Origin of the sequence: Pseudanabaena minima str. Chao 2107 (assembly GCF_051131155.1) — a bacterium.
GTDB lineage: Bacteria > Cyanobacteriota > Cyanobacteriia > Pseudanabaenales > Pseudanabaenaceae > Pseudanabaena > Pseudanabaena minima.
In genome coordinates this window covers 3,609,415-3,621,751 of record NZ_CP159508.1, presented here as the reverse complement: position 1 = coordinate 3,621,751, position 12,337 = coordinate 3,609,415, and the positions used below count along the sequence as shown (strand labels likewise).

The 12,337-nt window shown below is 41.2% G+C and carries 11 protein-coding genes; 1 reads left to right on the top strand and 10 read right to left on the bottom strand.

The window, feature by feature from the left end; translation table 11 throughout:
- Positions 1–23: 23 nt before the first annotated feature.
- From rpsG to tpiA, 3 genes are all read right to left on the bottom strand, one after another.
- A complete protein-coding gene (gene rpsG, locus ABM313_RS16590; protein WP_281005785.1) occupies positions 24–494 on the bottom strand; it encodes a 30S ribosomal protein S7 in 471 nt (156 codons plus the stop codon).
- Positions 495–573: 79 nt separating this feature from the next.
- Positions 574–987 (bottom strand): 30S ribosomal protein S12, encoded by a 414-nt coding sequence (gene rpsL / locus ABM313_RS16585; RefSeq protein ID WP_126384375.1) that lies wholly within the window; start codon positions 985–987, stop codon positions 574–576.
- 202 nt (positions 988–1,189) lie between these two features.
- Positions 1,190–1,939, bottom strand: coding sequence for a triose-phosphate isomerase (gene tpiA, locus ABM313_RS16580; RefSeq protein WP_434684277.1), 750 nt, complete (start codon positions 1,937–1,939; stop codon positions 1,190–1,192).
- A gap of 727 nt (positions 1,940–2,666) precedes the next feature.
- Between tpiA and ABM313_RS16575 the strand changes: the two genes are divergently transcribed.
- Positions 2,667–3,866: a GNAT family N-acetyltransferase gene (locus tag ABM313_RS16575; RefSeq protein ID WP_434684276.1), complete on the top strand. Its 1,200-nt coding sequence runs from the start codon at positions 2,667–2,669 to the stop codon at positions 3,864–3,866.
- 38 nt (positions 3,867–3,904) lie between these two features.
- Here the strand turns inward: ABM313_RS16575 and ABM313_RS16570 are convergent, their stop codons facing one another.
- From ABM313_RS16570 to ABM313_RS16540, 7 genes are all read right to left on the bottom strand, one after another.
- On the bottom strand, positions 3,905–4,249 hold the full coding sequence (locus tag ABM313_RS16570; protein WP_434684275.1) for a XisI protein: 345 nt from the start codon (positions 4,247–4,249) through the stop codon (positions 3,905–3,907).
- Complete coding sequence (locus tag ABM313_RS16565; RefSeq protein ID WP_434684274.1) at positions 4,237–4,650, bottom strand: element excision factor XisH family protein; 414 nt, start codon at positions 4,648–4,650, stop codon at positions 4,237–4,239. The genes ABM313_RS16570 and ABM313_RS16565 overlap by 13 nt, the downstream gene beginning before the upstream one ends.
- 61 nt (positions 4,651–4,711) lie before the next feature.
- Positions 4,712–5,650: a ribonuclease HI gene (rnhA, locus tag ABM313_RS16560; protein ID WP_434684273.1), complete on the bottom strand. Its 939-nt coding sequence runs from the start codon at positions 5,648–5,650 to the stop codon at positions 4,712–4,714.
- 69 nt (positions 5,651–5,719) lie between these two features.
- Positions 5,720–7,438 carry a response regulator gene (locus ABM313_RS16555; protein WP_434684272.1) on the bottom strand — a complete coding sequence of 573 codons (1,719 nt, stop codon included), beginning with the start codon at positions 7,436–7,438 and terminating at the stop codon, positions 5,720–5,722.
- On the bottom strand, positions 7,428–10,487 hold the full coding sequence (locus ABM313_RS16550; protein WP_434684271.1) for a GAF domain-containing protein: 3,060 nt from the start codon (positions 10,485–10,487) through the stop codon (positions 7,428–7,430). Before ABM313_RS16550 ends, ABM313_RS16555 begins: the two co-directional genes overlap by 11 nt.
- Complete coding sequence (locus ABM313_RS16545) at positions 10,453–11,304, bottom strand: IS5 family transposase (RefSeq protein WP_434684046.1); 852 nt, start codon at positions 11,302–11,304, stop codon at positions 10,453–10,455. The genes ABM313_RS16550 and ABM313_RS16545 overlap by 35 nt, the downstream gene beginning before the upstream one ends.
- 35 nt (positions 11,305–11,339) lie before the next feature.
- A complete protein-coding gene (locus tag ABM313_RS16540) occupies positions 11,340–12,281 on the bottom strand; it encodes a GAF domain-containing protein (RefSeq protein ID WP_434684269.1) in 942 nt (313 codons plus the stop codon).
- Positions 12,282–12,337: the final 56 nt, after the last annotated feature.

Sequence of the window (12,337 nt, the reverse complement as noted above, 5' to 3'; positions counted from 1 at the left end):
AGGCAAGCTAAGGTCTAATAACGTTAGTAACGATAGTGGGCAAATGCTTTGTTTGCTTCTGCCATTTTGTGGGTTTCTTCACGCTTACGGATGGTTTGCCCAGTTTCATTGGCGGCATCCATCAACTCATTAGCTAGTTTAGTAATCATGCTACGTCCAGCACGACCGCGAGAATATTGGACTAACCAGCGTAGGGCAAGGGCAACACCACGATCAGTGCGAACTTCCATAGGGACTTGATAAGTAGCACCACCAACACGACGAGCTTTAACTTCTACGAGTGGTGTGGCGTTACGAATTGCACGGTCAAACACTTCTAATGGTGGATTGCCTGTACGTTCGCCTATGGTGTCAAGAGCTTTGTAAACAATGTGCGAGGCTACAGAATGCTTACCCCGTGACATTACACGGCGGATTAGCATGCTAATAAGACGGCTGTTGTAAACCGAATCTGGAGGAGTTATGCGCTTTGAAGCTTTCGTTCTACGGGACATTGCGGTACTAAATTCACCTTATAAAATGAATTGCTAATTTTACTAAATGGCTACTAAGTAACCTTTTTATAGATGATTCTTACTTTTTCTTCTTGCCAGTGCTTGCTGCTGGGGCTTGACCGGGCTTGGGTCGCTTAGCACCATATTTAGAGCGTCCTTGCTTACGATCCTTTACACCAGAAGTATCGAGAGTGCCGCGGATAATGTGATAACGCACACCTGGCAAATCTTTTACACGACCGCCTCTAATCATCACAACGGAGTGTTCTTGGAGGTTATGCCCAATCCCAGGGATGTATGCGGTGACTTCAAATCCAGAAGTCAAGCGTACCCGTGCCACTTTTCTAAGTGCAGAGTTGGGCTTTTTGGGTGTTGTAGTGTAGACGCGCGTACATACTCCCCTGCGTTGAGGACAACTTTTTAGGGCAGGAGATTTTGTTTTGGTGTTTATGGTTTGGCGCTCACTGCGGATGAGCTGTTGGATCGTGGGCATAAGTGATGATTTGGTATATCTGCGGCTGTGTATTCTAATCAACAGCACATAATTATAACAAAGTAGATCTCACAAAGTCAATTGTCAAAACAATTGTCATAGCTTGATGAGCTTTGTTACGGTTATGTCGGCTGTGGCGATCGCTGTCTTTATTAAGAAATCATTAGGGACAGCATATAAACAAAAAGTAATGTAAGCAAAGCTAGCGATAATTTACAATTCGGGCAAAGCCTGCTGGGTCAAGACTTGCTCCACCAACTAGCACACCATCAATTTCAGGTTGCGCCATGATTTCGTCAATATTATCAGCTTTGACAGAACCACCATACTGAATTGTGACGTTAGGGTTTTCTAGCTTACCACGAATTAGTCCAATCACACGATTGGCTTCGCTAGAGGCACAGGTGTCTCCAGTACCGATCGCCCAAATTGGTTCGTAGGCAATAATTAGATTGTTTTGGTCAACATCAACCAAGTCGGCAGCTAGTTGCGAGAAGATCCAAGACTCTGTCTCGTTTGCATCGCGTTGTTGCTTGCTTTCGCCAACACAGAGAATGGGAGTTAGTCCGTGCTCCTGCGCTGCTTTTAATCGCTTGTTCACAGTTTCATCGGTCTCGCCAAAGAACTGACGACGCTCACTATGTCCGATAATTACATATTTGATGCCAAGCTCAACTAGCATCGGTGCAGAAATTTCACCTGTAAATGCACCATTTGTTGACCAATGGACATTTTGAGCGCCAATACTCAGGTTTGCTTGACTGATCGCTGGCACGACTGTTTGTAGAATCGCCAGATTTGTATATGGTACGCAAATAAGGATTTGCTGATCGGAGATCGCCGCTTGGGGAGCGGTAGCTTTGAGATGGGCGGGAAATTCCGAGAAAAATGTTTTGGCTTCAGACTGGGTTTTATACATTTTCCAGTTGCCAGCGATAACGATCTTACGCAATGCTCGTTTACCCCTGAGTTAGGATTGTGAAAAAAATGAATTGTTGTTTATTTTACCGAAAAAGGGATCATTAAAAGCAAAGGTAGGTGCGAAGCGATCGCCTTTGTTTTTGATCTCCCAAAACTGAATGAGTCTAGCAGAAGGCTGCTAGACTCATGTCTTTAAATAATTCAATTAAGGTTTCTACTAGAGGTTTACTGTAACGTGTGGATATTGATTAACTGTACGTTGTAGCCCTTATCTTTTCAACTACATAAGTTTGTCTCATTTCTTCATCATGCTAGGTCAAAACCTAAGTAAACATTGAATAGAAATTTAAGAGACCCCAATAACAATACAGGCTATCGAAGTTATCAAAACTACACCGATCTTTGGAATAAGCACTGCCCCGTAAAGATCGAAAGAATCGTGGGGAGCAACAAAGCGTCAATCCGACTTTTGACTTTTAACTCTTTCTATTAGCTCCTCCTTAACATTGAAAAATTACTTTCAACATTTAAACTAGGTTTGCGTTTGGATTGAGTTGCTCTGTCTCTTGTGCCATGTATATACATTAACGCAGGTGGTGTTACACGACACCATTTGTTTACATAAATTCACAAGTTTCTTGATTTCTAAAAGCAAAAAGTCAAGAAGATTACTGAGCCATCGTTCTGACTTTAGGGTTTACATTTGTTAAGCTATGTATACTAAGCAACTTACTTAAAATACAGCCAAGACTTTCACTATGCTGCAACAAGCTTCCCGTTATACGACGACTTGGGTGGATACGGTTAATAAGGTCAAGGCTGAGGCATGGAATATTCTCGCTAAACCTTTGGTGACTCCTTTTTTTGAATGGGAATGGCTCTCGAATCTAGAGGCTTCAGGCTGTGCGATCGCACAGCAGGGATGGCTACCTAGTCATTTATTGGTATGGCAGGGTGACGTATTAGTGGCAGCTGCACCTTTGTATTTGAAGGGGCATAGTCAGGGTGAGTTTGTATTTGACCATCAATGGGCGGATTTGTCTTATCGGTTGGGGATTGAGTATTATCCGAAATTATTAGGGATGGCTCCCTTTACACCTGCGGTGGGTTATCGCTTCTTGGTGCATCCTGATTTGAGCGATAATCCCAACGAATTATCAAAAATCTATGACTTAATGCTTGTGGAGATTGATCGCCTTTGCGAAAAACATCAAATGTCGGGCTGCAACTTTTTATATGTCGATCCGAGTTGGAAGCATGAGCTAGAGTCGAGAGGTTTCACAACTTGGATGCACCATAGTTACGTTTGGGAAAATCAAGAGTTCACGGATTTTGATGATTATCTCAAAAATTTCAATGCAAATCAGCGCCGCAATATTAAGCGAGAGCGTAAGTCGGTCGAAAGCACAGGGATTACAATGCGCGTCTATACGGGTGAGGAGATTCCGCATTATTTCTATGGCTATATGTATGAGTTATATAACGATCATTGCAATAAATTCTGGGGTGGCAGCAAATATTTAAATCGCAAGTTTTTTGAAAATCTCGCCCATAGTTTTCGAGATCGCCTTGTATTTGTAGCAGGTGAGATCGAAGATTATCCCAAACCTGTCGGGATGTCTTTCTGCATTCGCAAAGACGATCAATTATTCGGTCGTTATTGGGGTTGTGTGCAAGAGATTGATTGTTTGCACTTTAATGCTTGCTATTACAAGCCGATCGAATGGGCGATCGCGCAAGGAATTAAACGCTTTGACCCAGGGGCTGGTGGTCAGCATAAAAAGCGGCGCGGATTTCCTGCCACACCAAATTACAGTTTGCATCGCTTTTACCGCGATCGGCTCAAGCAAATTCTGGTTCCTTATATCAGCGAGGTAAATACTTACGAGGCAAAACAAATTCAAGCGATTAACAACGAACTACCCTTTGATTTTGCACCACCCGATCTCCATGTATAAAACTAGGCTCGCAATGCAAGTCTAGTTTTATTAGGTATTTAGGCGATCGCATATCCCGTATATTGCCTTAGATAAGAAGGTTGTAAGCCAATCACGATATCTGCTTTGGGTACTCCTTGAGAAACTAAAGCCTCCGCAATATCTATTTCTGTATTGTTAGCTTGAATCCAGATTTTTCCTGCTTTAATGTCGAGATGCATTGAGCAACCATAGATACGTTTTTCTTGATCCCAGCCAATTGCCAGTACTTGATAGCGATCCTGTTCAGTATCAAATAGGGTTTGCATTTCGATCTCGCCATGTGAAGGTTTATAAGAGGCATATTGGCGAAGAAATTGTTTAATAATGTTGCGGTAGTTGTTTCTTTTTTCTAGATTTTCCATTGGACAATTACCTCATTCTTTACATCATAAACTAAGATATCAAGCTGGCATTCTTGGATCACCATGCGTGGAAATTCTTTCTTGAAGAATGTTTCATAGGCATTATTGGGAATTGCTAAAAATAGTTTACGGTCTGGATATGCGGCTTTTAAACCTATTCTATAGTTAATAAATTGTCCGACTGCTAAATGAAAGTCACTGAGAGATGAGTTGCCAATAAAGCTTTTAATTTCTACGGCAATTTTTTCATTGTTGCGCTCGGCGGCGATGAGCCTTTCTGCGCCAAGGTCAATATAAAGTTCAGAATCTCCTACTTTTAAGGAAAATGGATCATCAGTAATCCGCCAACCATCTTTGATTAGTGCATTTTTTACTGCATCATGGAATAAATCTCTAGCCATTGCTGTTTAACTGTAATAAACACATTGTTCATAAATAGACTCGCATTGCGAGTCTATTTATTTAAGCAAACTTAGCAGTATAGCTGCGGGCGATCGCATCGCATCTCTCATTATCAGGATCGCCAGAATGTCCCTCTACCCAATGCCATCGAATATTTGATGTATTGAGAGGATCGAGTTGTTGCCAAAATTCTTGGTTTTTGACAGGCTTATTGTCCTTGGTTTTCCAACCGTTCTTCTTCCAGCCTTTAATCCATTTAGTAATTCCATCTAGCACATATTTACTATCGGTATAGAGATCGACAGGAGTAGACTGTTTGTGAGTAGCGAGAAATTCTAAAGCAGCGATCGCACCTTGCAGTTCCATTTGATTATTAGTAGTTTCGCGCTGCCCACCACCAAGCTCTTTGGTACTACCATCAGAGAAGTGAACAACTACACCCCAACCGCCCGGACCTGGATTTTTGGAACAAGCACCATCAGTATGGATACTAATAATTTTTGATGTTCCTACATCTTCAGTTTTAGATTTTGGGCTTACGGGTTTAGTGTCAGGACTAGATTCGGTTTGAATGGTTGATTCTAGCTTTGCTTGAGTGGTCTTAGCGGCGCTTGTTGTTGGGGAATGAGAACGCGATCGCACAATTTCTACAGCGACTGAGCCTAAGAAGTTGGGAATTGGCGGATGCTTGATTACCTTCACCTCGACCTGTGCAATTTTAGAATCTTCAAGAAGGCTGTCAGCGATCGCACCGACCAATCTCTCAATCAGTTTAAATTTCTGGGTCTGAATTAAATTTTCAATCTTGCGAATACAGGAAATATAGTTAACCGTATCTTCAATTTCATCGCTCTGAGTAGATTGCTCAAAATCGACCCAGAGGGTTGCATCCACCTCAAACCATTGTCCTAATACATTCTCTTCGGGAAGATAACCCACATACCCATAGGCTCTGACCCCTTTGAGATAAATTTTGTTGAAGTTTTTGCTCGTTGTCATGGGTTTCTAGTCTTGATGATTGATTATTGATTTATAGCCTAGAGAAAAAGTGATAGAGCATTGTATTCTCTAGTCAGTTTGAGAAACTATGCGGATAATTTCTTGGATATTAACAGGCTTACTAATATAATCATTCATACCAGCACTTAGACAGTTTTGACGATCAGCATCGGAAAAATTAGCGGTAATTGCCACAATACGCGGTTGAGCAACAAGGTTTTGGCGAATCCATTTAGTTGCCGTAATGCCATCCATCTCTGGCATCTGGACATCCATTAGTACCATATCGTACATCTGAGTTTGCAGGATATTAATTGCCTCTAATCCATGATTGGCAATATCAATGGTGTAACCAAATTTTTGCATAATCAAAAATATTAATCTTTGATTCATCGGATTATCTTCCACTAACAAAATGCGTAAAGGATATTTCTTCGCCATTTGTAAATCATTAAAGACTGGATGCTTCTGAGTCTCTAATGTTTTAGCGATCGCAGGTATAGATATAGAAATCGTGAAATGGAAAGATGACCCTAAAGCATTTGAAACCTCACTAGGTTCATAATTCTGAGGAGGCTTACCACCTGTATGTCCAGCACTCTCAGCCCAGATCGTACCGCCCATTAGTTCCACTAAGCTTTTGCAAATAGCTAATCCTAGACCAGTACCACCATATTTACGGCTGATGGAGTTATCAGCTTGCATGAAGGGATTAAACAGCTTGTCAATGCGATCGCTTGCAATGCCAACTCCCGTATCGGTAATGGTAAAGTGTAAAAAGTTTTCAGTTTTTAGTTCATAGTCATCAGGCTGAATATTTGCATCTTGATAACTAACATTGATATTTACCTCACCTTGTTTAGTAAATTTAATCGCATTCCCCATTAAGTTAATCAAAATTTGCCGCAGGCGATATTCATCGCCAATGATAGCGACAGGCACATTAGGTTGAATCTTATATTGTAGAAGAATCCCTTTATCAATCGCTGCTTGATTGAGTAAGTTACATATAGCCTTCAAGATATCTTCGATTCTAAAAACTCTTTGTTCTAACTCCAGCATTCCCGACTCAATTTTTGAGAAGTCGAGAATATCATTAATGATCGTCATCAGAGAATTTGCACTATCTTGAATGATCTGCGTATAGTGATGTTGTTCCTCAGTTTGCTCAGTCATCATTAGCAATTGAGCCATACCGATGACCCCGTTCATCGGCGTACGAATCTCATGACTCATATTGGCAAGAAACTCACTCTTTGCTCTATTTGCTTTTTCTGCAATTTCCTTCGCTTTAGCTAAAGCTAATTCTATCTGTTGGCGTTCTTGAATCTCTTGCTTGAGTTGTTGGTTTTGCTGAGCAAGTTGTTTTTGTTGAGCTTGGAGGCTGTATTTTTGATGGAGGATCGTAAATTGATTTTTGACACGAATAATTATTTCTTCAACTTGAAAAGGTTTAGTAATATAGTCGATACCACCCACTTCAAAAGCTCTCACCTTGTCGAAAGTGCTATCTAGGGCGCTTAGAAATATAATTAGGATCTCTGCGGTTTGAGCCTGAGATTTGAGATATTGACAAACTTCATAACCATTCATATCAGGCATCATAATGTCCAATAAGATGAGTTCTGGTGGGTTGATTTTCACGACCTCGATCGCTTGTTTACCACTAGTTACTCGCCGTACTTTGTAGTTTTGAGCCGATAGAATTTCTGAAAGGAGTCTGAGATTTTCTGGACGATCATCAACGACCAGAATATCTCCTTGAAATGTTTTATTATTAACTTTCATTTGCCTGCTGATTTAGGAATGGTTGAATCAATGTTACAAGCTGTTCGAGATGGAAGTTATCAACTAAATCTTGAATAAAACTTGCGGTTTTGGGATAAGTAGCTTGGATTTGCTTTAACAAATCAAAGATAGCCTCTTCATCAGCACCCCTCGCAGCTAAATGTAATGAAACTAACCATTCACGATCTAATCTAGCTAGGTCTTGAGTAATTAATAATTGATAACTATCATCTAAATGTTGGCTAGCGATAGAATCAGAACTGTTTTCAGCATAGATATAAACTACACCCAAATGTTCCGAAATCTTATCAAATATGAGTTCCTCTCGAAGCGGCTTGCTCACAAAATCATCGCATCCTAATTCCAATACTACTGAACGCTGCTTATCAAATACACTGGCAGTCAAAGCGACGATTTTACAAGCTGAGTCTGGCGTTTCGGCGGCGCGGATGGCACGGGTTGCTTCGTAGCCATCCATTACAGGCATCTGCATATCCATCCAGATCAGGTGCGGTTGCCATGATTGCCAAAGAGCGATCGCTTCTTGACCATTTTCAGCCTCACGAATCTCAAACTCTAGGGGTGCAAGTAGGTTTTTCATAAGATGGCGACTTTCCCATTTGTCGTCAGCAAGTAAAATGCGGTATTTTGGCTGATTAGGAGCTAAAGCGATCACCCGACGTTTGACCTGTGGCGGCTGGACATCACTCACCTTAGCCATTTGCACCTTGATATCAAAATTGACGATTGTACCTTTACCGTAAGTACTTTCCACCCGAATATCGCCCCCCATCAACTGTACAAAACGCTTGCTAATGGGCATTCCTAAACCCGTACCATCTTGAGATCTTCGCCCCGTTTCCGTTTGCACAAAGGCTTCAAATAGATTGTCTAATTCCTCTGAGGCAATCCCAGGACCTGTATCAGAAACTTCAAACGAAAGAATACTATCTACTCCGTCTTGCTCTTCAGATGCGATCGCCGCATCAGCTTCTATCTTAGCCACTTGGAGAATAACTTTACCCTGATTGGTAAATTTCACCGCATTACCCACAAGATTGATTAGAACTTGCCGCAGTTTACTTTCGTCAGTTTGCACATATTGAGGAACGTTAGAGGCAAAATCAAAAACAAGTTGTAAATTTTTAGATTTTGCCTTAAGTAAAAACATTTCTTTCAGGCTATTGAGCAGATTGTAGAGATCAAAATTATTGGTATTAAGTTCGATTAGTCCTGCTTCGATTTTGGACATTTCGAGGACATCGTTAATTAATGTCAATAAATGTTCGCCACTACGGGCAATAATTCCCAGATGTGATTTTTGGTTATGGTTTAGTGATGGATCACGCGCTAATACTTGCGTAAAGCCGAGAATTGAGTTAAGTGGAGTCCGCAATTCGTGGCTCATATGGGCAAGAAAGTCACCTTTAGCACGATTGGCGGCATCGGCATTGTCTTTAGCTTTTTTGAGTTGAACGAGCAGTTCTACCTGTTGAACGGCAACTCCCAATTGATTGCCAACTTGATTTAGTAAGCTGAGTTCGCTTGGTTCCCAATTACGGCTACCAGAATTTTGGTAAGCGGCAAGTAATCCCCATAATTTATCCCCAACAAATACAGGGACGACCATATAAGCTTGAATTTGGTAGCTTTCAAGAATGCCAACATGGCAATCTGTCAAATTCGCATGATAAATATCATTTACAGCTAAAGATTCATGGTTACGATAGCGTCCGCCTTGATGTTCTTGGAGGTAGGTATCTTCCCAAATGTTGTCGCAGTTAAAAAGCTGGTCTAGTGGCAGCCATTCATCAGTTTTTGACTCAAAGACAAATTCACCGCTCCAATCATCAAAAAATCGATACACAACTACGCGATCGCAGTTGAGATTTTGACGAACTTCTTGAGTAGTAGCGAGAAAGATGGTGTCAATATCTAAGGTTTGGCGAATACGTTCAATTACTCTAGCTAACGCCCGTTCCTGTTCAGCGGCTTTAGCTTGTTGTGTGGTTTGAGCTTGTACTTTCGCTAATGCTTTTTGTAGCTCAATAGTTTGATTTTGCGATTGAGCGAATAATTCTGCTTGCTGAAGGGCTACACCCAGTTGGATTGCGATTTTACTAACAAATTCAATTTCCTTTGATTGCCATTGTCTTGGTTTGGAACATTGATGGATGCATAGTAACCCCCATATTTCTGAACCTTTGTAAAGGGGAATTACAAGATTAGCCCGTACCTGAAATCTTTCTAGAATTGCGATATGGCAATCACTTAAGCCTTCTTCATAGATATCAGCGATCGCTTTAAAACGCCCCACCTGATAATTGGCAATATGTTCATCAGCAAAGCAGCGATCCCGTACTCTCGCTTTCAGAGCTGAACTGTATAGAGGTAAAACAGCCTCCGAGACAAACGTGCCATTTGTATAGTCATCATGATCAAACTGAAATACCCCGACGCGATCGCTATTGAGTAGTTTTTGTACTTCGGTAGTAGCGGTTTGAAAGATCGTATCAATATCTAAAGTGCGCCGAATTTTGTCGATTACTTGTGCTAAAGCACGTTCCTGCTCAGCATCTCTGGCTAATTCATTGGCTCGTTTTTGCAGTTGAATCTCTAGAGTAGTTTGTAAGTCAGTTGAACGTTTTTGGACTTGTCCAAATAATTCTGCTTGCTGAATCGCGATACCCAACTGTGTGCCAATTTGTACTAAGAAATTGACTTCAGGCTCTTGCCATTGACGTACATCATTACTTTGAAATGCTGCTAGTAATCCCCATAGGTCTTTACCTTTGTAGATTGCAATAATTGCATAGGCTCTAGCTTGATATCGCTCTAGAGCCTTGATGTAACAAGGTGAGAACCCTCCTGCATAGATGTCATCGCATACTCGAAATAGTTGACCAACACTAAAGCTACCTCCCTGTGTTTGTTGTAAATAAGTATCAGTCCCAATGGGAGTAGTCAGATTTTTGAGGCTGCACTCACTAATAGACCTCTTGCAGAACTGAAAATTAATCCAGAGCAGAGAAAGTTTTAGAAGCAACAAGAGCGACTTCAAAGTTATAAATGGCAGCAATCAAATTACAACGCAAACCAAAACGACGACGACGATTACGATAAGGTAAAGAGAGAATCTTAAAAATCTTCAAGCGACGATTAACATGCTCAATCGCAATACGTTGACGTGCAAGTTGGCGATTACAACGCTTATCTTCCTTGGATAATGAGCCATTTTGAGGCTTTTTGATAGGAATTTGCGAGTTAGGATGCAACTTTTGTAAGCCTTGATAACCCTTGTCTGCCAAACCTTGTGTCTGTGCGTGAAAATGAACTCCACTTGCCTTGAATAATGAGAAATCATGCTGCTTGCCCTTACCGTAAGCGGTACAAACTATCTTGAAATTAGTCAGATCGACCACCAATTGGGCTTTGAGGGCATGATGCTTTTTCTTACCGCTATAAAAATGTTTCTGGTGATATTTAGGGCGCTCAACCTTTGTCTCAGTTACATCAATGGCAATTATGGCTGGAGCCTTCTCCTGCCACAATGACTTTTTTCCTGCTAACCGAAACTTTTTCGATTTAATTAAGACATTTTCTACTTTTTTGACGATGCGGCAAATCGTCGATTCTGACACTTCCCAGTCGCTAGCAATATGAAAATAGGTGCGATATTCACGCCAATACTGCAAAGTAACCAATATTTGGTCTTCTAGACTTAGCTTTGGTTCTACACCACCTTGTCCTTTGCTTTGGGCTGCTTGTTGCATTAGCTCCGTCATTTGCGCAAATGTTTCTCTTCTTACCCCAAATAACCGTTTAAATTCTGTCGCTGATAGATTTTGACTGGCTTCGTATTTCATCGCTTAATTTGAGATCTGATAAAAAGCTTATAAATCTAACATGTTTTTGGTTCTGCAAGAGGTCTAATATTCGCATTCAGTTCGGGATGCTCTTTTGGGTAATCCACTAGAGAGCGCAATCCTTCAGTCATGGACTCAACGACGAACTCACCACTCCAATCGGGATTGAAGCGATAGATAGTAACGCGATCAGCTTGTAGCTGTTGCCTCACCTCTTCGGTGGTGGTTTTAAAAATAGTGTTGAGATTAAGAGATCGCCTGATTTTGTTGATAATCGCAGCTACTGCTTTTTCGCGTCCTACGGCTTGTTCGATCGCACGGGTGAGATATTCTGATTGCGATCGTAGTTGAGCCACAAACTCCGACTGTTGTAAAGCCACATCTAAATGCATGGCAATCTGCCTAACAAAATCAATTTCTGCGTCGAGCCATTGTCTGGGTGCTGAACATTGATGAATGCAAAGTAGTCCCCACAGGCGATCTCCATTAAGCAAAGGTACAACTAGATTCGCTTGGACTTGAAAGCGCTCAAGAATTTGAATATGACAGTCTGGTAAATCTTGAGCATAAATATCCGCACAAGCCCAAATTCTACCTTGCTGGTAATATTTGGCATGATTTTCGCCAAAACAATGATCATTAATTTTGGCTGCTAACGTGGAGGCAAACTCTGGTAAGACATCTTCGGAAACAAATTCCCCACAAGTGAAGGTTGATGTGTCGTCAAATCGATACATCCCAACGCGATCGGCATTTAATAATTGACGTACTTCAATCGCCGTTGACTTGAAAATACTCTCTAAATCAAGGGATTCACGGATCTTCGCAATGACGCTAAATAGTGCTTTTTGCTGTGCAAATTGAGGCTTTGCTGATGCATCTGTTATTTCTGGCTGAGCAATCAACTTTAAAGCTTCCTGCTTATTAGCATTCAGCAATTCAGACTTTGCTAACTTAATAGTCTTTTTCCCAGCCATCGTCAATCTAGAAATACGTCAATCTTTAACAATTATATATCTGCGGTTAATTCGGC